This is a genomic window from Pseudoalteromonas ulvae UL12, from assembly GCF_014925405.1.
GTDB lineage: Bacteria > Pseudomonadota > Gammaproteobacteria > Enterobacterales > Alteromonadaceae > Pseudoalteromonas > Pseudoalteromonas ulvae.
Genome location: NZ_AQHJ01000027.1, coordinates 419331 through 440525 on the forward strand (window position 1 = coordinate 419331; position 21195 = coordinate 440525).

Annotated in this window: 17 protein-coding genes; 2 read left to right on the forward strand and 15 right to left on the reverse strand. The window is 41.4% G+C overall.

Going from position 1 to position 21195, the window contains the following annotated elements:
• Positions 1 to 6 precede the first annotated feature (6 nt).
• From PULV_RS10015 to rppH, 5 genes are all read right to left on the reverse strand, one after another.
• Positions 7 to 840: a thymidylate synthase gene (locus PULV_RS10015; protein WP_086743917.1), complete on the reverse strand. Its 834-nt coding sequence runs from the start codon at positions 838 to 840 to the stop codon at positions 7 to 9.
• A 15-nt stretch (positions 841 to 855) separates the two neighbouring features.
• Complete coding sequence (gene lgt / locus PULV_RS10020) at positions 856 to 1653, reverse strand: prolipoprotein diacylglyceryl transferase (protein WP_193331605.1); 798 nt, start codon at positions 1651 to 1653, stop codon at positions 856 to 858.
• Positions 1654 to 1666: 13 nt separating this feature from the next.
• Positions 1667 to 2470 (reverse strand): sulfite exporter TauE/SafE family protein, encoded by an 804-nt coding sequence (locus PULV_RS10025; RefSeq protein ID WP_086743919.1) that lies wholly within the window; start codon positions 2468 to 2470, stop codon positions 1667 to 1669.
• Positions 2471 to 2531: 61 nt separating this feature from the next.
• Positions 2532 to 4829: a phosphoenolpyruvate--protein phosphotransferase gene (ptsP, locus tag PULV_RS10030; protein WP_193331606.1), complete on the reverse strand. Its 2298-nt coding sequence runs from the start codon at positions 4827 to 4829 to the stop codon at positions 2532 to 2534.
• Positions 4830 to 4888: 59 nt separating this feature from the next.
• Entirely contained in the window at positions 4889 to 5407 is a 519-nt protein-coding gene (rppH, locus tag PULV_RS10035) for an RNA pyrophosphohydrolase (RefSeq protein WP_086743921.1), read from the reverse strand.
• 617 nt (positions 5408 to 6024) lie between these two features.
• Here rppH and mutH point away from each other — a divergent pair.
• Positions 6025 to 6717 (forward strand): DNA mismatch repair endonuclease MutH, encoded by a 693-nt coding sequence (gene mutH, locus PULV_RS10040; protein WP_086743922.1) that lies wholly within the window; start codon positions 6025 to 6027, stop codon positions 6715 to 6717.
• A gap of 95 nt (positions 6718 to 6812) precedes the next feature.
• Here mutH and eno read toward each other — a convergent pair whose 3' ends face one another.
• The 5 genes from eno to rlmD form a co-directional block, all read right to left on the reverse strand.
• Complete coding sequence (eno, locus tag PULV_RS10045; protein ID WP_086743923.1) at positions 6813 to 8111, reverse strand: phosphopyruvate hydratase; 1299 nt, start codon at positions 8109 to 8111, stop codon at positions 6813 to 6815.
• A 76-nt stretch (positions 8112 to 8187) separates the two neighbouring features.
• Positions 8188 to 9822: a CTP synthase gene (locus PULV_RS10050; RefSeq protein ID WP_086743924.1), complete on the reverse strand. Its 1635-nt coding sequence runs from the start codon at positions 9820 to 9822 to the stop codon at positions 8188 to 8190.
• 160 nt (positions 9823 to 9982) lie between these two features.
• Positions 9983 to 10801, reverse strand: coding sequence for a nucleoside triphosphate pyrophosphohydrolase (mazG, locus tag PULV_RS10055; RefSeq protein ID WP_227009383.1), 819 nt, complete (start codon positions 10799 to 10801; stop codon positions 9983 to 9985).
• Entirely contained in the window at positions 10802 to 12970 is a 2169-nt protein-coding gene (relA, locus tag PULV_RS10060) for a GTP diphosphokinase (protein WP_193331607.1), read from the reverse strand. It abuts the gene before it with no gap.
• Between the two features lie 5 nt (positions 12971 to 12975).
• Complete coding sequence (gene rlmD / locus PULV_RS10065; protein WP_086743926.1) at positions 12976 to 14298, reverse strand: 23S rRNA (uracil(1939)-C(5))-methyltransferase RlmD; 1323 nt, start codon at positions 14296 to 14298, stop codon at positions 12976 to 12978.
• 83 nt (positions 14299 to 14381) lie between these two features.
• Between rlmD and barA the strand changes: the two genes are divergently transcribed.
• A complete protein-coding gene (gene barA / locus PULV_RS10070) occupies positions 14382 to 17162 on the forward strand; it encodes a two-component sensor histidine kinase BarA (RefSeq protein WP_193331608.1) in 2781 nt (926 codons plus the stop codon).
• Between the two features lie 91 nt (positions 17163 to 17253).
• On the opposite strand, the gene pdxJ is transcribed toward barA, so the two are convergent.
• Genes pdxJ through lepB form a run of 5 tightly spaced genes read right to left on the reverse strand, consistent with a single transcriptional unit; the run spans position 17254 to position 21186 of the window.
• Positions 17254 to 17985, reverse strand: a complete 732-nt coding sequence (gene pdxJ, locus PULV_RS10075; RefSeq protein ID WP_086743927.1) for a pyridoxine 5'-phosphate synthase — start codon at positions 17983 to 17985, stop codon at positions 17254 to 17256.
• Between the two features lie 4 nt (positions 17986 to 17989).
• Entirely contained in the window at positions 17990 to 18679 is a 690-nt protein-coding gene (gene recO / locus PULV_RS10080) for a DNA repair protein RecO (RefSeq protein ID WP_193331637.1), read from the reverse strand.
• 1 nt (position 18680) lies between these two features.
• Positions 18681 to 19580: a GTPase Era gene (gene era, locus PULV_RS10085; RefSeq protein ID WP_086743928.1), complete on the reverse strand. Its 900-nt coding sequence runs from the start codon at positions 19578 to 19580 to the stop codon at positions 18681 to 18683.
• Positions 19570 to 20247 carry a ribonuclease III gene (gene rnc, locus PULV_RS10090; protein ID WP_086743929.1) on the reverse strand — a complete coding sequence of 226 codons (678 nt, stop codon included), beginning with the start codon at positions 20245 to 20247 and terminating at the stop codon, positions 19570 to 19572. The genes era and rnc overlap by 11 nt, the downstream gene beginning before the upstream one ends.
• A gap of 3 nt (positions 20248 to 20250) precedes the next feature.
• Positions 20251 to 21186: a signal peptidase I gene (gene lepB, locus PULV_RS10095; RefSeq protein ID WP_086743930.1), complete on the reverse strand. Its 936-nt coding sequence runs from the start codon at positions 21184 to 21186 to the stop codon at positions 20251 to 20253.
• Positions 21187 to 21195: the final 9 nt, after the last annotated feature.

Consider the following 21195-nt stretch of genomic DNA (forward strand, 5'->3'; position numbering starts at 1 on the left):
CTAATGTTATATCGCTACTGGCGCTTTAATATGGGGGTGTGCTTGATAATTCACTAACTCAAAGTCGTCATATTTAAACGCAAATATATCTTTCACTGCTGGGTTTATTTTCATCGTCGGTTTAGGAAATGGTGTGCGTGAAAGCTGCTCATCAACCTGCTCTAGATGATTTAAATATAAATGTGCATCACCAAAAGTATGAACAAAATCGCCCACCTCTAAATCACACACTTGAGCGATCATCATCGTTAACAATGCGTAGCTTGCAATATTAAATGGCACTCCCAATAAAATATCAGCGCTTCGCTGATACAACTGACATGACAACTTGCCATCTAACACATAAAACTGGAAGAGGGTGTGGCAAGGCGGTAAAGCTTGCTTGCCGTTTGCAGCATTTTCGCTCGGCGAAAATTGTGTATCGGGTAACACAGCCGGATTCCAAGCGCTGACAATCAAACGACGCGAGTCTGGATTGGTTTTAATCTGCTCAATGAGTTCAGCGATTTGATCTATTACTTGACCATCTTGTCCTTGCCAAGAACGCCACTGAGCACCATACACAGGGCCTAACTCGCCATTTTCTGTGGCCCAACCATCCCAAATTTTCACGCCATTATCCGTCAAATATTTGATATTGGTATCACCGGCTAAAAACCAAAGCAGCTCATGGATAATTGACTTTAAGTGGCATTTTTTAGTGGTGACTAATGGAAAGCCTTCACTTAAATCAAAACGCATCTGATAACCGAAAACACTAATGGTACCCGTTCCAGTTCTATCTTCTTTTTTCACGCCTTGCTCTTTAACATGACGCATTAACGCTAAATACTGTTTCATTTTCTTACTTCTAAATTAATTTAATACTGTTTTATGCTGAGTGCGATAAGCCCAAACTAAAAAGCCGATACCTGCAAAAATCATGGGGGTGGATAAAATTTGCCCCATAGAGATCATGCCTGCAAACAAACCTAAATGTGCATCAGGCTCTCTAAAGTATTCAACAAAAAAGCGGAAGCTGCCGTAACCTAATAAAAACACACCAGCCACACTTCCCGCAGGACGAGGCTTTTTGATAAACCATTGCAAAATTAAAAACAACACCAACCCTTCTAAAAATGCTTCATATAATTGCGACGGGTGACGAGCCAATGCGCCAGCTCCTGGAAACACAACTCCCCATGACACATCGGTAGTGCGGCCCCATAATTCGCCATTGATGAAATTCCCTATGCGTCCTGCCAGTAAACCAAGAGGCACTAATGGAGCCACAAAGTCACCCACTTCAAGCAAGCGTTTTTGCCTCGTTTTGGCAAACCACACTACCGCCAGCACAACTCCAATCACACCACCATGAAATGACATACCACCTTGATCAATTCGGAATAAATAAAATGGATTTTCTAAGAAATAGCTAAATTGATAAAACAACACATAACCAAATCGACCACCTAAAATAACCCCTAACATGCCATAAAAAAGTAGATCGCTTACGTGATCTTTCGTCCATTGCCCGTCACTTTTTACCGCTTGTCGGTTAGCCAGCCACATCGCACAGGCAAAACCAATTAAATACATCATGCCGTACCAACGGACACTCAGGGGGCCGATTGAAAATATAATCGGATCAATTTCAGGAAACGCTAACGCCATTTAATATATGCCTTTAAGAAAATAACATTCGAATTGCTACAATAACCAACAAGATAGCAAAGATTTTTTTTATTATACCCACAGGTAAAAACTGAGTGGCTTTTGCCCCTAGCTGAGCAAATACCGCAGACGTCACTACTATACCAAACAATGCCGGCAAATAAACAAACCCAGCAAACCCATCAGCTAAATTAGTCGTACTTAGCCCTGAAAAGACATAGCCAACCGTCCCAAATACAGCAATAACAATCCCGCTGGCCGCTGAGCAGCCTATCGCCTTTTTCATATTCACAGAGAAAAAAGTTAGAAAGGGAACCAATAACGCCCCGCCACCAATTCCTATTAAGCCAGATACGCCGCCCAATAATGCGGTCAAACTAGCCAATATTGGCGTACTGGGTAGTTTCCGCTCTTTGATTTGTGGTTTGGCCAGCATCATTCGTAAGGCAATAAACACCACACTAATAGCAAAAACAGTTTTCAAAAATGAAACCGGAATAAAGCTGGCTAAAAACCCACTGATAAGGGCTCCAATCGCTACCCCCACTAACACTGCAGGTGCAATCTCCCAAGGGATATTGTTATTCTTATGATGTGCGAAAGCGGAGGACGTAGAGGTAAATATAATAGAAGCTAGCGATGTCGCAATCGCAACAACAAACACACGCTCAGTGTCTAGTACATGAAATGTCACCAGTAAGTAGCTAAGTGCAGGGACGATGATCAATCCTCCCCCTATGCCCAATAATCCAGCCAAAAACCCCACCGCACATCCCAACATAGCGCAATAGGTGATGATAGACATTAAATCATTCATGGCTTCCAATCTGAAATTAGTTATATGCTTATATTTTTTTATTATACTGATTATGTGTCAATTAAACAGATTTAATCGGGTCATTCAAACCATGGCAGGTATAAAGCAATTGGCTCAAACCATGCTCAACAATAAAGTTGCGTACCAAGCGTTGCACTAAAATGGCACTGGGTTGCATTAAACACTCAGCCAATAAATCCTCCATAAAGCGAACCTCTAAACGACGAAGTGCCCACTTGACTTGATTTATTGAGCCAGAATTCATACTTAAACCGCGATAACCCATTGCAACAAGTAGAATGGCCCCTTCAGGATCGGCTGCTAGCTCACCACATAAACTAAATGGCAATTCAAATTGCTGACATTGCGCAGCAATCGTATTTAAAACTCGTAGCACGGCAGGATGATAAGGATTAAACAGCTCTGCAACTCGTGCATTCGTCCGATCGACCGCCAATAAGTATTGGGTTAAATCATTACTACCAACCGAGCAAAAATCGACTTTTTCGGCCCATTCCGGTATCAAGAAAACACTCGAAGGTACTTCAAGCATCACCCCGACCTCTGGCATTTCGATGGTATAAAATTCATCAGACCATTCATCTTCAAGCTCATAATAAGCCCGCTCTAATAAGCGCTTAGCTTGTGAGACTTCACTGACATCTGTCACCATCGGAAATAAAATTTTTAAATTGCCTAAACCTGCGTTAGCTTTGAGCATCGCTTTGAGCTGATCTAAAAATAACTCAGGGTGATCCAAACTAACCCGCACGCCACGCCAACCTAAAAATGGGTTTTCTTCTTTAACATCGAAATAGCTCAGCATTTTATCGCCACCAATATCAAGCGTTCGCATCACAACCGGTGAAGGATAATACGCGCTCAACACTTGGCGATACCAATTTTCTTGCTCAGCTTGGGTTGGAAACGCATTTTTTTGCATAAACCAAGCTTCGGTTCGATATAATCCAACCCCGTCCATAAAATTAGCACTAGCCAAATCTGATGACAATTCAAGTCCAGCATTTACCAGTAATTTAACATGTTCGCCATCTAAGGTTTCAGCTGCTAAGTGATGCTCAGATTCAAATTGATCATGCAGTAAGCCTTCTTGCTTTTTAATTTGCGTATATTCACGTAACAACATGCTCGATGGCGAAATATATAAACGCCCTGCATATGCATCTAAAATAACTTCTTTGCCGTCGACTTGGAGTAAAGGCAGTTCAGACACCCCCCAAATCGCGGGGATCCCAAGGGCGCGAGTTAAAATAGACGCATGAGAGTTGGCTGCACCACTGACGCTAATTACACCAGCAATTTTTTCTCTAGGGACTTCAGCCAGCATGGTGGGCGTTAAGACATCAGCAACCAATATCGTATTTTCTGGGTAGGTTTTGTGGGCTTGTTCTGTATCATGCAAATGATGTAAAACTCGCAGCCCAATATCTTTAATATCGATTGCGCGTTCACGCAAATATTCATCTTGCATGGCTAAAAACTGGTTCGCTAAATTTTCAATAACGATTTTCAAGGCACTTTTCGCGCACCAGCCTTCATTAATTTCCCGCTCAACACTATTCCCTAAGCTCTTAGCATCAAGCAAGTTCTGATACACTTGAAATACAGCTCGCGTTTCAGACGAGACATTATCCGACAACTGCACTGACATATGATTAAAATCTTGTCGTGTCGCACTCACTGCTTGTTTAAACAAAGCTATCTCAGCACTCACTGACTGACATTTTTGCGACTCAAAACTGGCAAAATCCAGCTTAGGCATCACCACAAATGCATGCCCAATGGCAATTCCAGGTGCGCCAGATAACCCTTTTAAACATGATGTTTGATGAGTGATTTCATCTTGTTTCAATAACTCTTTAATTTCAACCAACGCCAATTGCGATGCTAATTGCGCTGAAAGCGTCACTAAAAGAGATTCTTCATCTTGAGTAAAAACTCGCGCTATTTTTTGTTGAACAACAATCACACCCATCACTTTTTTCTGATGCACAATGGGCACAGCTAAAAAAGCGTTATAGTTATCTTCTTTTACCTCAGGAGCCAGCATAAATCGAGGGTGAGTTTGCGCAAAAGCCAGATTGATAGGCTCTTCTCTTTGTGCGACAAGGCCAACTAAACCTTCAGTGAATCCGATTCTGAAATTGCCCACTGCAGATGGGTTTAACCCCTCTGTCGCCATCAAAACAAAATCGTCTTGCGAGTAATCGGCAAAATACACAGAGCAGCATTCGGTGTTGATTGCATGTCTCACAGAAGAGACAAAACATTTTAAGGAACTAGTTAAATCAGGCTGTTGGGACACAGCCTCAGCGATTTGGCGTAAGACGGCAAGCATTGTTAGCACCTAATCGAGGCAAAGGATCGAATTGTCGGATTAAGTGCCATGTACTTTCCTTAATTTCGTGAACGCCATCCGTCACGCGGTTGTTCTTTTTTATAAAATGGCATCGCTATTGGCGCAAATTCTTTCATCACTCTACGATATACATCGCGTTTAAACGAAACCACTTGCCTCACAGGATACCAATAACTCACCCATCGCCACCCATCAAATTCAGGATGATGAGTTTTAAGTAAGTTTACATCCTCATCTTTACATTTTAACTTTAATAAAAACCATTTTTGTTTTTGACCAACACACACAGGGCTTGAATCCCTTCTGATCAACCTTTTTGGTAATTTATAACGTAGCCAATGTTTTGAACTCGCCAGAATTTCAACATCTTCTGGTCTTAAGCCCACTTCTTCATGTAATTCTCGGTACATTGTTTCTTCTGCTGTCTCACCATCATCAACACCCCCTTGTGGAAATTGCCACGAATGCTGACCATAACGTTTAGCCCAAAAAACCTGCCCCTGATTATTACAAATCACAATCCCGACATTGGCTCGAAATCCTTCGGCATCAATCACCTGTAGAGCCTCGTAATCTGTCGACTTTTCCTGATTGTTCCATAATACGTGTGTGACGGCAAATATAAAAAGCGCTTTTACTCACCTTATTCACACCTTATCAAAAGCCTTGGATAAACCTGAGTAATTAACAAACAAATTCACAATGAACTCACTTAAAAATACTTTTCTCCACAGTTTCTGTGGATAAGTGTGTTCATATTCATGTATTTAAGCGGCAAAACTCTGTAAAGTTACACATCCAAACAGAATAAAAATTAAAAATACCATTATATAACAATGAACTAGAGCAAATAAGGCCACCTTTTTGGCGCTCATTTTCCGACCACTACTGACAAGGTCAAAAATCCACCACCATGAAAGTTATGCACTTTAAAGCAGCAATATCTGTTAAAAAAGTGCACAAAACACCAAAATTAATGAATAAGTTATCGATGATGGCAATACAATTAACAATATTTGAGAGATCATTAAAGATCAGTGAATAACTTATCGGTCAATCATAATCTGTAAAGTGTATCAACCTCGAAAAATGAGCGTACAGGTTTCGATGTGCTTTATCTCTGCTATGCATCCCAGTAAACTAGCTTTTTATGTAGATAATTCACCACACAACTATGAACACAGCGAATTTACCAAGTAAACCGACTCCGCCTAGAAGCATTGATGAACTAATGGGAAGAGTTCAAGCAATTGCAGGCCTGACACTCGGTGAACTCGCGTTTCAGCATAGCTTTAAAACTCCTCAAGATTTATTGCGGGATAAAGGCTGGATAGGTCAATTAATCGAATGGGTGTTAGGTGCATCTGCAGGATCTCGACCTGAACCTGATTTTCCTGAGCTGGGTATTGAGCTTAAAACAATCCCAATTTCTTATTCAGGCAAGCCACTTGAAACCACCTATGTATCAGTGACTCCGTTACTCAATCTACAACATTCAACTTGGCAACACAGTGTGGTGAAAAAAAAGCTCACTCATGTACTGTGGCTGCCTATTTTATCTGAACGAGACATCGCCCCAGTTGATCGGATAATTGGGAGTGGTTTTTTATGGCAACCCAATCCAGCGCAGGAAGCGTTACTCAAACAAGATTGGGAAGAACTGACCGAAATGATTGCACTTGGCCAGATCGAAAAAGTGAATGCTAAATTTGGTCAAGTCATGCAGATTAGACCAAAAGCCGCAAACTCAAAAGCACTCACCGATGCAATTGGTCCAAATGGCACCGTAATCAAAACCCTACCGCGGGGCTATTATTTACAAACACATTTCACCCAACAGATATTAATGGCGCAATTTGGACAATAAACCATTCAATCAGAAAATTTATATTTTCTAGTTACTAAAATGCCGTTCTGGCACAAAAAAACCGCCCGTAGGCGGTTTTTTAAGTCAGTAAATAATTACTGACCTTTGATTTCGCTACGGCCGTTATATTTCGCCGCCGCACCTAACTTTTCTTCAATACGAAGTAATTGATTATACTTAGCAACGCGATCAGAACGGCTCAATGAACCCGTTTTAATTTGACCGGCAGCAGTACCAACTGCTAAATCAGCAATGGTTGCATCTTCAGTTTCACCAGAGCGATGAGAAATCACCACGGTAAAGCCAGCATCTTTCGCCATTTTGATTGCCGCTAACGTTTCTGTTAGTGAACCAATTTGGTTAAATTTAATTAAAATAGAGTTAGCAATGCCGTTATCAATACCGCGTTTTAAAATCTTAGTATTGGTCACAAATAAATCATCACCTACTAATTGAACTTTGTCGCCCATCAGTTTAGTTTGGTGTGCAAAGCCATCCCAATCAGATTCATCTAAGCCATCTTCAATTGAAACAATTGGGTATTGCTCAGTTAAACCTTTTAAGAAATGGTTGAACTCTTCAGATGTGAACTGCTTTCCTTCACCTTTAAGGTCATAAATGTTTGCTTCTTTGTTATAAAACTCAGATGCAGCACAATCAAGCGCTAAGGTAATGTCTTTACCTAATTCATAACCCGCATTGGCAACAGCTTGTTTAATTGCTGAAAGGGCTGCTTCGTTTGAGGCTAGATCTGGTGCAAAACCACCTTCATCGCCTACTGCAGTTGAAAGACCATCCGCTTTAAGCACTTTGGCTAGGCTATGGAATATTTCTGCACCCATACGTAATGCTTCACGGAAGTTTTCTGCACCAACTGGTTGAATCATGAACTCTTGAATATCAACGTTGTTATCTGCATGCTCACCGCCGTTGATGATGTTCATCATTGGTAGTGGCATAGAATAAACACCTGGTGTGCCATTTAAGTCAGCAATGTGCTCGTATAACTCAACACCTTTTTCTTGGGCTGCGGCTTTAGCGACTGCAAGCGATACTGCTAAAATTGCATTTGCACCAAATTTTTCTTTATTTTCAGTGCCATCTAATTCAATCATGATACCGTCAATGTGTGCTTGCTCAAGCGCATTTTGACCTATGATCCCATTTGCAATATCTGTGTTGACAAAGTTTACAGCGGTTAAAACGCCTTTGCCTAAATAACGTGATTTATCACCGTCACGTAATTCCAGTGCTTCACGAGTACCGGTAGATGCCCCTGATGGCGCGCACGCACGACCCCAAGCACCTGAAGCTAGATGAACATCCGCTTCAACTGTAGGGTTACCACGTGAATCCATAATTTCACGACCAATCACTTTAACTATTTCTGACATCTTTTTTCCTCTTTCCCATACTATGGTTGCTAAAAACAAATAGGCCGTGAACAATCACGGCCTATTTTAAATTTGATTATGATGACGCTTTTTGAAACTCACGAGCGGCAGCAACAAACCCTTCAAACAGAGGGTGACCATCACGTGGTGTCGACGTGAACTCAGGATGGAACTGAGCCGCGATAAACCAAGGGTGATCTTTATTTTCTATAATTTCAACTAACTTTTTATCTTCCGATAAACCAGTAAATGCTAAGCCTGCTTGTTCTAAACGCTCAACATAGTTATTGTTAACTTCATAACGATGACGATGACGCTCCATAATTTCTGCAGAGCCATATACTTGATGAACTTTTGATCCTTCAGTTAAATGACATAACTGAGAGCCTAAACGCATCGTGCCACCTAAATCAGACTCTTCATCACGTTGCTCAACATTTCCTTCAGCATCTAACCATTCTGTAATTAAACCAACAACAGGATGAGGACTGGCTGCATCAAATTCAGTTGAGTTTGCACCTTCAAGGCCAGCAACATTTCGTGCGTACTCAATTAACGCAACTTGCATACCTAAACAGATACCTAAATATGGTACTTTGTTTTCACGTGCGTATTTAGCTGCAGCAATTTTACCTTCTACACCACGGTGACCGAAACCACCAGGTACTAAAATTGCGTCTAAACCAGCAAGGATTTCAACTCCCTTGCTTTCAACATCTTGAGAATCAACATATTGAATATTCACCGTAACACGGTTTTTTAGCCCAGCATGCTTAAGTGCTTCATTGACAGATTTATAAGCGTCAGGCAGCTCGATGTATTTACCGACCATACCAATGGTCACTTCACCTGTTGGGTTAGACTCTTGATACAATACTTGTTCCCACTCAGCCAAATCGGCTTCAGGGCAATCCAAGTAGAAACGACGACAAACTAGATCATCCAAACCTTGAGTTTTTAAAATAGCTGGGATTTGGTAAATACTGCCCACATCTTTTAATGAAATAACCGCTTTTTCTTCTACGTTAGTAAATAACGCAATCTTTGCGCGCTCGTTGGCTGGGATAGCACGATCTGAACGACAAATAAGAATATCAGGCTGAATACCAATTGAACGTAGCTCTTTCACTGAATGTTGAGTTGGCTTAGTTTTTAGCTCGCCCGCTGCACCTAAGTGCGGCACTAACGTCAAGTGCATGTAAAGAGCAGCTTCGCGACCTAATTCTGTGCCTAATTGACGAATCGCTTCAAGGAATGGTTGTGATTCAATATCACCTACTGTGCCACCGATTTCAACGATAGCAACATCACAACCTTCAGCTCCTTCTAACACACGACGCTTGATGTCATTTGTGATATGAGGAATAACCTGAATCGTCGCGCCTAAAAACTCACCGCGACGCTCGCGACGAAGCACGTCTTCAAATACACGACCTTGTGTAAAGTTGTTTTTCTTGGTCATTTTGGTGCGAATAAAACGCTCATAGTGACCTAAATCCAGATCTGTTTCTGCACCGTCTTCTGTGACGAATACTTCACCGTGTTGGATTGGGCTCATCGTGCCTGGGTCGACATTTATATATGGATCCAGCTTCAGCATGGTTACTTTTAAACCACGTGCCTCTAAGATAGCGGCTAATGAAGCTGCGGCAATACCTTTACCCAAGGAGGATACAACACCACCCGTTACGAAGATAAATTTTGTACTCATGCGAACCCTAAGATGTCAGGAATTAAAAAGGAATATATAAGAAACAAGACGGGAGAGAATTATACGCAAAACTAGCCATACACTCAAATAAAATAGTCAATTCAGCAAAACTATTTTATTTGAGATGGTTGTTTTTTTAGACGCTACAAACGATAAAAAGTTAAGTTTTTGTTACTTCCTGACGTTTCACTTGCTCCCATGCACTATCCATTTGCTCAAGGCTTGCTTGTTCAATTGCAAGCCCTTGTTCGAGCAAATAGTGTTCAACTTTTTCAAATCGCTGACTAAATTTAAGATTGGCTTGGCGAAGTAATTGCTCAGGATCGCGCTTGCAATGCCGGGCAACATTGACGACCGCAAACAATAAGTCGCCAATTTCTTCTGCTGTTTTATCTGAAAAAGGATCGGCAGCCAACTCGTCTTCAACTTCGAGCACTTCTTCTTTCACTTTTTCAAGCGCACCTGAAACTTCAGGCCAATCAAAGCCCAAGGTTGAGACTTTCTTTTGAATTTTATCAGCTCGAGTGAGCGCTGGCAGTGCGATTGGGATGGCCGAAAATAACGTCTCAGGTTGTTTACCTTGAGATGCGCGTTCTTGCTCTTTGATTGCTTGCCATTGCACCTTAAGCTCTGCGTGTGTACCCGCTTTACTCTCAGCAAACACATGCGGGTGTCGGCGCACAAGCTTTTCGTTAAGCGTGTGCATCACCTGCTCGAAATCAAACCAGTCAGCTTCTTTAGCCAATTGCGCATAAAACACCACCTGAAAGAGCAAATCACCTAATTCACTTTTTAAATTTTGCCAATCACCTTGTTCAATCGCTTCTGCCACTTCGTAGGCTTCTTCTAAGGTGTGAGGCACAATACTGGCAAAGTCCTGCTCAAGATCCCATGGGCAGCCTGTTTCAGGATCCCGTAATTGCTTCATTATACTGAGCAGTTCGCTCAATGCTGGATGTTCAAGGGTATTTAAGTTCAATTAGTGAGACCTCTGGGCTTCATAAACGCCTTCAATTTGCGCAACCTTTCCAAGTACTCGATTCATACTTGAAATGTCGGCCACTTCGAGTTTCATTTCAAAAATCGCTAACTGCTGATCATCCACTGTTCTTACATTCATGTTTTGCACATTGATGCGTTCATTGGCAAGTACATTACTGATATCACGAATAAGCCCTGGACGATCATTTGCTTCGATATGAACCGTCAAGGTGAATACATTGGCTATTTCTTTCGCCCAGCTCACCGCAATCACTCGCTCCGGATGTCTGCGTTTTAAATTTTCATACTGCTCACAATCAGCGCGATGCACCGCAATACCACGCCCTTGAGTTATATATCCTGTAATCAGCTCACCCGGGACAGGCTGGCAACATTTAGCCATGTGACTCATTAAGCTACCCACGCCATCCACAACGACGCCATTTGGGTCGCCCTTTTTGTTTTGTGGACGGCTATGTCGACGAAATTTAGGCTCTTCATCTTCGCTGTTTTGACCACTTTGCAAAAAGTTAAGTAATTGATTGAGCCGAATGTCACCAGCCCCAATCGCAACTAACAAATCATCAATGTGATTGAGGTTATATCGCGTAACTGCATCATCAAGATCTTTATTACTAAGGCCGAGTTTACCCAATTGTGAATCAATAATATCTTTGCCGGCTGCGAGATTTTTATCTCGGTCTTGCAATTTAAACCAATGATGGATCTTCGCACGTGCCCGCGATGACTTGACGTAACCTAATGAAGGGTTGAGCCAATCTCGACTAGGGTTTGGCTGTTTTTGTGTCAGTATTTCAACTTGATCGCCGGTACTTAACTGATGTGTAAACGGGACAATTTTGCCAAATACTTTTGCACCGATACAACGATGGCCCACATTAGAGTGGATATAATATGCAAAATCTAATGGGGTCGAGCCTAACGGTAAATCGATAATATCCCCTTGCGGAGTGAAGACATAAACACGATCTTCTACGACCTGTGTTTTTAACTCATCAGCAATCTCGGTTCCGTCTGTGACTTCCTCTTGCCATTGCAAGATTTTACGTAACCAATTAATTTTTTGCTCGTAGCCGGAGTCTTTTCCTGGAAGCGCCCCTTCTTTGTAAAGCCAGTGAGCAGCCACACCAAGCTCTGCATCTTGGTGCATAGCGTCGGTACGAATTTGGATTTCAACCGTTTTTCCTTCAGGGCCCACCACTACGGTATGAATAGATTGGTAACCATTTGATTTTGGTGTGGCGATGTAATCATCAAACTCTTTATTGAGATGACGCCAATTTGTATGAACAATACCTAATGCTGCGTAACAATCTTGAATACGATCGACCACAATGCGCATTGCTCGGATATCAAAAAGTTGGTCGAATTCATAATTCTTTTTATACATCTTTTTGTAAATACTAAAGATATGCTTAGGACGACCATACACTTGCGCCGCAATGCCAGCCTCTGCCAATTTAGCATTCACTAATTCAACCATATTGGTCATATAAGATTCACGGTCAAGGCGCTTATCTTCTAACAATTTTGCGATTTTTTTGTAGGTATCAGGATGCAAATAACGAAATGATAAGTCTTCAAGCTCCCACTTGAGTTGTCCAATTCCTAAACGATTGGCTAAAGGAGCAAAAATGTTGGCGGTTTCTTTGGCTGTGATCACCCGCTCTTCTTCAGATGCATTTTTAACTGAACGTAAATGGCATACCTGCTGCGCAAGTTTAATCACTACGGCACGGACATCTTCGACCATAGCAAGTAACATTCGACGAATATTGTCGATTTGCACGGACTCTTTATCTTGATAAGCCAACATACTGATTGTAGCCATTTGTGAAACACCATTGAGCAAGATAGCAATCGGTTTGGCTATCTTCTTTTCAACCACATCAAGCTCGACTTGGTTAGCAAGGTAAAATGGCGTCAAATATGCAGTCGCAAGACTCTCATCATCAAGGTTAAGCTCAGCTAAAATTTCAACCATTTCACGGGCGGTTATGTGTAAAGCTTCCTCTTCAAAAGCATTACAAAAAACCATGGCTTGCTGCAAAAGCTGACTTTTTTCTGATTCTAAATGTAAATGTGCCAACCACGCTTGTTCATTGCTATGAATATCGTTTAGATGGGACTTTCTAATTGAAACCATTTAGTTTACCTCTTTACATACAGTGCCATCGTTTCAATATGCCCAGTATGGGGAAACATATTCATTAAGGCGATTTTCTGCTGCTCAAACCCTGCAGCACTAATCAACTGACTATCACGTGCCAACGTAACAGGATCACACGAAACATATAAAATGCGCTTAAAGCGTTTAAGTTTGAGCTGCTGTAAAATGTCAAAAGCTCCACCTCGAGACGGATCAAGCACCAACACATCAAACGGTTGCTTAAACCACTCGTTACTTCGCATATCTAGGCTTAAATCTTGGCAAATAAATTGCGCATTGCTAATTTGATTTAATTCGGCGTTATGTTCAGCCATTGTCACAGAAGAGTGCACCCCTTCAATCCCAACAACCGATTGTGCATGGCGCGCCATTGCTAAACTGAAGTTACCGATCCCACAAAATAAGTCCAGTACTTTTTCGTGTTTTTCTAGTGCTAACCAATTGATTGCTTGGGATAACATTTTTTGATTCACGACATCATTAACCTGAACAAAGTTATCCAAGTTAAACTCTAAGGTTAAATCCAGCTCAGACAAGTGATAAGCCGGCTGTGTTAATTCACCAAGCAAATATTGTCCTGATTCAGCTTGCAACATCAGTGACCAATCATGTTGCTGGCAAAGCGCTTTCAACGCATCAATATCTTTTTCTGGAAGGGCTTTGATATGACGAACCACTAAATAGGCATGATTAGCTGCACACAGTTGCAGATGCGTAATTGCAGACCCTTGTTTCAAAGTAGGAAGCAAAGCACGAAATTCAGTAAAGATTGATGAGAAGCGCTCATCTAAAATGGGGCAAGTCTTAATATCTACAACTTTTTTAGATCCTTTGCGTCGAAACCCTATGTTAAACGTGCGAGTGTGTTTGTCATAAAAAACCGCTACCCGTGCACTGCGGCGATAATGCAATGGCTGTGATGATAGAGGCTCCTGCCAATTTAATTGCTCAATTTTGGCAAACTTTGCAAAAAGTTGACTCACCGCATGTTGTTTTTCAATCAATTGCTGACTCAGCTGTAAATGCTGCAGCTGACAGCCACCACACACACCATAATGATCGCAAAATGGTGCTTCACGATATGGGCTTGGGGTCAGTACTTTGCTAGTCACTAAACGTTCAAATTTTGCTTTAGACTGAAGGGGTTTAGCCAGTACGGTTTCGCCAGTTAATGCACCTTCCACAAAACAGACTTTGTTTTTATCGCGGGTTACCCCTACACCTTCATGATCAAGGGAACTAATTGTTAATCGACGCTGCGCCTGTGTTTGGGTCGCTTTTTGTGGTTTAAAAAACTGCGCCATAAATATCGAGCCTTTCTTATTGATAAAGCATGTATTTAGCTTTACTCTTCAAATTATTAATTAAATGTAACCAAACACGTTTTATGACCAAATTAGGGTTAAGAGATTGGATTTTAGTATTAACATTAGTACCAACCTTGATCATCGGGTTACTGCTAAGTGGCTATTTTACACTAAATCGTTATTTGGATCTGAATGATTTATTGATTGAGCAAGGCACCAACATCATCGAGCCTCTCGCCATCGCTACAGAGTATCCCTTATTCACACAAAATAAACCGCAACTGAGTCGCTTAGTAAGCCAAAGCCATAATAAACATACCCCCCTGATTAAAAGCATTGCGGTTTTCAATCACCACAAAGAACTCATTGTAACCAGTAACTATCATAAACAATTCGATTTACTGATCCCTAGTATTGAACAAACAACTCACCAGACACTCAGTCAAAAAATTACCGACGACTACATTATTTTTACTCTCCCAATCTTTGACACTGCCCGTGATAATGATCCGTTTCAGTTTAATGACTCAGCAGCACTGAAAGGTTACTTAATCATTCAAATGAATAAAGATTTTGCTGTGATAGGCCAACAAAAAGCGCTGTTAGTCAGCCTAGCGATTATTATTTTAGCGTTATTTATTAGCTTTTATTTGGCGATTCGATTTAGCCGCATCTTCTTAAACCCAATTGGTAAGTTAGTCTTCGCTATCGACAAATTAAAAGAAGGTGAACAAGATACCTCTTTACACGAGCCAATGAAGGGTGAGTTTGAGTTACTTCGCCGCGGCCTCAACAGCATCGCTCATAATATGGTGCTGCAAAAAGATGAAATGCAAAAACACATTGATCAAGCAATTAGTGATTACCGCGAAACACTTGAGCAATACGAAACGCAAAACATCCAACTCAACATCGCTAAAAAAGAAGCGCAAGATGCAAACCGGGTCAAATCAGACTTCCTAGCTAAAATGAGTCATGAACTACGAACGCCATTAAACGGTGTCGTGGGCTTCACTCGTCAGCTCTACAAAACACCTTTAAACAAACACCAAAAAGATTACCTAGATACGATAGAGCTTTCGGCAAATAGTTTGTTGGCCATTATTAGCGACATCCTCGACTTTTCAAAACTAGAAGCGGGTGCGATGGATCTTGAAAATATCCATTTCCAACTTCGTGACACTATAAATGAAGTCCTCACATTATTGGCTCCTTCAGCCCATGATAAAAATTTAGAATTGTCGATTAATATCGCCGAGCAAGTGCCCGATAACTTAGTCGGTGATCCGACCCGTTTCAAACAAGTCATGATTAACCTAATCAGTAACGCGATTAAATTTACCGAGTCAGGGCATGTATTAATCGATATTGATTGCCGTCAGCTTGCCGTCAACCAAGTCTCTGTATTTGTAGCTATTAATGATAGCGGTATCGGGATCAGTGCAGATAAGCAAGACGCCTTATTTTCAGCTTTTGGACAAGCAGATTCCAGTATCACTCGCAAATTTGGTGGAACAGGGCTTGGATTAATTATTACCAAGCACTTAGTCGAAGCGATGGGGGGAAAAATATCGCTCAACTCTGCTGTAGGAAAAGGCAGCTGTTTTACCTTTAATGCAATTTTAAGCTTACCTAAACGAACATATAGCGATAACCTGCCCTATCACTCCCTAGAACAAAAACGAATTCTCTATTTTGAAACCCATCGCCATACCCATGAAGCCACCGCAGCTCTGCTTGAACAGTGGAACATGGCCGTCACGTCCTGCTTAAGTTTAGCCGACTTAGAGCAAGCATTAGACAGCGATTTTAGTTTCGACATCGCAATACTCGGTCATGCTGCATCCTTAGATAACATGAATGAAATCAAATCATTGGTTACTCGTGTCAGACCACATTGTGATTATTTATATCTAATGGTTAATACCGTTTCACATAATATGCGAGAAGCATTTATTGGCACGGGTGCCGATGCATGTTTAAGTAAACCGTTAAATCATCGTAAACTATGCGAGAGCCTCGCTGCCCCTTACCGGCTTGATCATCCTAGTATTCATATTCCAGAGCAAACACAAAAAGTACTGCCAATTAAAGCCTTAGTTGTCGATGATAATGATGCAAACTTAAAGCTAATGTGCACATTACTCGAAGAACAAATCGAATTTATTGATACTGCTCATAATGGCGCACAAGCACTGAGTCTCGCCAAAACCCATAAATACGACTTAATTTTCCTAGATATTCAAATGCCCATCATGGATGGAGTAACGGCATGCAAGTTAATTATTGAAAGTAGTATTAATGAATCGACTCCTATTATCGCTGTGACAGCCCATGCGCTCGCTGGCGAAAAAGAGCAATTACTAAAAGTTGGGTTTAAAAATTATCTTACCAAGCCCTTAGATGAAGAAATGCTGCGTCAAACAATCCATGAATATAGCCCAGATTCCACGCCAAATAACAAAAGCAGGACAGAGCCAAAACAAACATCAGAATCTAAACCCCCATTTTCGAGTAAACGCATCGATTGGGCGCTTGCTCTGCAGCGTGCTGGCGGCAAAATAGATTTAGCTCATGAGATGCTTAATATGTTGCTCTTAAGTGTGCCTGAAACGCTCAATGAGCTACGCTGTGCAAATGAAAAAATGGATCAACAACAGGTGCTCAATGTTGTTCATAAATTCCATGGAGCATGCTGCTACACTGGCGTACCAAAACTGAAGCATTTAGCTGAAACGATCGAAACTGCCCTCAAAGAAGGTCAAGATCTGAGTTATATAGAACCTGAGTTATTTGAACTAGAAGATGAACTGGTGAATTTACTCGCCGATGCGCAAAAAGAAGAAATAAGTCCGTTATAAATTTAAGTATTTCACTTAAATACAGTGTTCATAAAAAAGGTTTCAACAGAAACCTTTTTTATGAACACTGTATTATTAAGCAAAGCTGTTGCTACAAACGTGCTTCAATCATTAGGCGCTTCATATCTCTAACGGCTTTGTCTAAACCATCAATTGCCGCTCGGGCAACAATCGCATGGCCGATGTTTAGCTCGTAAAGCTCTTCAATGGCCGCTATTGGTTTCACGTTGTGGTAATTCAAGCCATGCCCAGCATTGACAATCAAGCCAAGTTCGACGGCTAATTTTACCCCAGCTTTAATCCGCTCAAGCTCTTCAAGTTGCAGCTCATCGGTCTGTGCATCGGCATACGCACCAGTATGGATTTCAATATATGGCGCATGTACAGCAGCACAAGCTTTTAACTGGATCGGATCAGCATCAACAAACAACGACACTTTAATGCCTGCTCCAGCCAAGCGGCTCACAGCATCAGCGATTTTAGCTTGATTACCCGCGACATCTAATCCGCCTTCGGTGGTTAACTCTTCACGTTTTTCAGGCACTAAACACACATATGCAGGTTTGACTTCCAGCGCTAAGTTAATCATTTCTTCAGTCACGGCAATTTCAAGATTCATTCGTGTTTGAATCGTCTTGCTCATGACATGCACGTCACGATCTTGGATATGGCGGCGATCTTCTCTTAAGTGAATGGTAATTCCATCCGCTCCAGCGTGTTCCGCAACGCTTGCTGCATGAGCAGGATCTGGAAATGTCGTGCCGCGTGCTTGACGTAATGTCGCAATGTGGTCGACGTTCACACCCAATAAAATATCTTTCATTTGATCACCTTGGTAAAAATAACTCTCGGCTTTTTAATTCACGCTCGCCTAAGAGTGGCTTTAATAAATAACGAGCAAATTGTTTTGCTAATAATCGTGTCTGCGGCTCTGTAAAGTCCAACTGACTAAACGCCATTAACTGCTCACCACGGAACCCACTATGAGAGGTTGTTTGCTTACACCAGCCTTGCTCATCCACATACAAATACAGTGCATCACAGTCAATTGGTTCACCTTGTGCATCATAATTAAAATCAACCCCATATCCTAGCAGTTCAAGTAATTGATATTCGTAAGAACGAAGAGTTGGCTCATAATGATCTGATTGGCAGAGCAATCTTAAATGCTGCTGATAGAGCTCAAAAACGAGATCTATCGGTTCATTAATTGGAATAATACGATTGGAGAGCTCATTGAGGTAAAACCCACAATAAAGCGCTTTACCTTTGAGTGCGGTTGGCTGCGTCGCTAACTCAAATTGATTGAGATACTTCAAATCACCCTGACCTGAAAAACTAATTAACAGCGCTTGAAAGGGTTGTAGTTGAGCACTGTGTTTAATCGATTGCTTGCCTTTGAGGCGAGCCAATAGCCGAATTTGTCCAACATTTTCTACCAGCATATCTAGCATCACTTGAGAATCGCTATAAGGGCGGCGATGCATCAAATACGCATGGTAGAAAGTGTGATTCACATTAATCGTCGCCATATCCTAGACTGCGTAATGCGCGGTCATCGTCAGCCCAGCCAGATTTAACTTTCACCCACAGCTCTAAAAACACTTTATTATCGAGCATTAGCTCCATATCTTTTCGTGCTTCACGGCCAATCACTTTTAGTTTTTCACCTTTGTTACCAATGACCATGCGCTTTTGTGTCTCGCGCTCAACTAATATCAGCCCGTTAATGTGCCATACCCCGTTTTCTTGCCATTTAAATTGTTCAATTTCAACGGTGACTGAGTATGGCAGCTCATCTCCCATAAAACGCATCAGCTTTTCACGGATAATTTCCGCCGCTAAAAAGCGGGTAGAACGGTCGGTGACATAATCTTCAGGGAAATAAAATTCACACGGTGGTAAACATTCACGGACATATTTTTTAATCAGATCGACATTTTTACCTTTGGTGGCCGAAACAGGCAAAATATCAACAAAATCACCTTGTTCGCCTAACCACTGTAAATGCGGCAGTAAAATTTCTTTATCTTTTACCTGATCAATCTTATTGATGACTAATAAAACCGGCTTTCCAGTCTGTTTGACTTTGTTAAGTACCATTTCATCATCAGGTGTCCAATGTGTGCCTTCGACTAAAAACACTATCATTTCAACATCACTGATCGAGCTTGTAGCTGCACGATTCATTAAACGGTTAATCGCGCGTTTTTCATCAATATGAAGACCTGGAGTATCAACATACACAGCTTGATAATTACCTTCAGTATGAATCCCCATAATACGATGACGTGTTGTCTGAGGTTTACGTGAAGTAATACTTACTTTTTGTTCAATGATTTCATTTAATAAGGTGGATTTGCCTACGTTCGGACGACCGACAATGGCAATCATGCCGCAATGTGTTTCAGGATTCATTTTTAATAATCTTTAATGCTTTTTCAGCCGCTTTCTGTTCGGCTTTACGGCGTGAACTTCCGACAGAAACAATATTGTTCATGCCCTCTACGACACATTCGACGGTAAAAGTCTGATTGTGCGCCTGTCCTTTGGTATCAATAACAGTATAGTTTGGCAAAGGTAACTTACGCGCCTGTAAATACTCTTGTAATAACGTTTTAGGATCTTTTTGATTAAGACCTGGAGAGATATCATCTAAACGGGCTTGGTACCAATTCAAGATCAAATTACTGCAGGTGTCTATATCTGAATCTAAAAAGACAGCTCCAATAATTGCCTCTACCGCATCAGCCAAAGTCGATTCGCGGCGATATCCGCCACTTTTAAGCTCGCCTGGCCCTAAACGCAAATAGTCTCCTAAATTAAACTCGACACCAAACTCAGCAAGCGTCTGACCGCGTACTAACGTTGAGCGCATCCGGCTTAAATCACCTTCGCGGCTTTTAGGGAAACGTTTATATAATTCATTGGCAATCACAAAACTCAAAATCGAGTCACCTAAAAACTCTAAGCGTTCATTGTGTTGACCTTTATGGCTACGATGCGTCATCGCTTGCTCTAATAACGCGACATTATTGAAGCTGTAGCCAATCTTTTTATTTAATTCTGTTACATTTTTGTTCATTAGTTATTGAATACTTCCTAGGCGCTCAAAGCGAACCCCTGTTGGAACCCAGCTTGGTAAAATACTGTCTGGATCTTGTTCAAACTCAAAGCTCATCCAAATAAATACAGCTTTACCGACTAAGTCTTTTTTATCGACAAATCCCCAAAAACGCCCATCCTTACTGTTGTCACGGTTATCACCCATTACAAAGTAATTATCCGTCGGTACAATCCATTCATCTATACGGGTACTCGGTTGCTGGTAGTACCCCATTTTTTGCTCAGGACGTGCAGGATTAATAAGAATATCGTGCGTTACATTACCCAGATTTTCAGTCAAACGTGCCTGACCAATACCATCAGCATAAAATTCATCTTGGTTCTGTAACTGCATATCGATTTTATTAAACTCACCACAATTCAACCCTTGAGCAGTACTTTGTCCCTCAGCACATTGTGGTTTAATATAAAGTTGCTTATTTCGATAAACAACCGTGTCGCCTGGCAAGCCAATAACGCGTTTAATAAAATCAATTTTTTTATCTAGCGGATATTTAAACACCACTGAATCACCTCGTTCAGGTTCAGCAACATCCATTAATTGCGAACGCCAAACGGGGTCTTTCACACCATATGCAAACTTTTCGACCAAAATAAAGTCGCCAACCAGCAAGGTTGGCATCATAGATCCTGACGGAATTTGAAACGGTTCATACAAAAACGAGCGGAAAATAGTAATCGCAGCTATCATCGGGAAAATAGATTGTGCGGTTTCAGCAATGGCTGGCTGCGGTGCAATTTGTGCGATGGTTTCTTCATCCAGCTCAGCCCCCGTTGCACCTTGTGCTAAAGCAATACGAGCTTGACGTTTAGGTGCATAAACAAGGTGATCGATTAACCAAATCAATCCCGAACCCAGTGTTAATAACACTAAAAAAATTGAAAAATACCCAGCCATTGTAACTGT

What these genes read in the sequence shown, in the direction of transcription:
- barA (WP_193331608.1), top strand. Translation starts at nt 14,382, where the DNA reads ATGACCAAATTAGGGTTAAGAGATTGGATTTTAGTATTAACATTAGTA.
- rnc (WP_086743929.1), bottom strand. Translation starts at nt 20,247, where the DNA reads ATGAACAAAAATGTAACAGAATTAAATAAAAAGATTGGCTACAGCTTC.
- rlmD (WP_086743926.1), bottom strand. Translation starts at nt 14,298, where the DNA reads ATGGCGCAGTTTTTTAAACCACAAAAAGCGACCCAAACACAGGCGCAG.
- ptsP (WP_193331606.1), bottom strand. Translation starts at nt 4,829, where the DNA reads ATGCTTGCCGTCTTACGCCAAATCGCTGAGGCTGTGTCCCAACAGCCT.
- mutH (WP_086743922.1), top strand. Translation starts at nt 6,025, where the DNA reads ATGAACACAGCGAATTTACCAAGTAAACCGACTCCGCCTAGAAGCATT.
- era (WP_086743928.1), bottom strand. Translation starts at nt 19,580, where the DNA reads ATGAATCCTGAAACACATTGCGGCATGATTGCCATTGTCGGTCGTCCG.
- lgt (WP_193331605.1), bottom strand. Translation starts at nt 1,653, where the DNA reads ATGGCGTTAGCGTTTCCTGAAATTGATCCGATTATATTTTCAATCGGC.
- eno (WP_086743923.1), bottom strand. Translation starts at nt 8,111, where the DNA reads ATGTCAGAAATAGTTAAAGTGATTGGTCGTGAAATTATGGATTCACGT.
- PULV_RS10015 (WP_086743917.1), bottom strand. Translation starts at nt 840, where the DNA reads ATGAAACAGTATTTAGCGTTAATGCGTCATGTTAAAGAGCAAGGCGTG.
- PULV_RS10050 (WP_086743924.1), bottom strand. Translation starts at nt 9,822, where the DNA reads ATGAGTACAAAATTTATCTTCGTAACGGGTGGTGTTGTATCCTCCTTG.
- pdxJ (WP_086743927.1), bottom strand. Translation starts at nt 17,985, where the DNA reads ATGAAAGATATTTTATTGGGTGTGAACGTCGACCACATTGCGACATTA.
- PULV_RS10025 (WP_086743919.1), bottom strand. Translation starts at nt 2,470, where the DNA reads ATGAATGATTTAATGTCTATCATCACCTATTGCGCTATGTTGGGATGT.
- lepB (WP_086743930.1), bottom strand. Translation starts at nt 21,186, where the DNA reads ATGGCTGGGTATTTTTCAATTTTTTTAGTGTTATTAACACTGGGTTCG.
- relA (WP_193331607.1), bottom strand. Translation starts at nt 12,970, where the DNA reads ATGGTTTCAATTAGAAAGTCCCATCTAAACGATATTCATAGCAATGAA.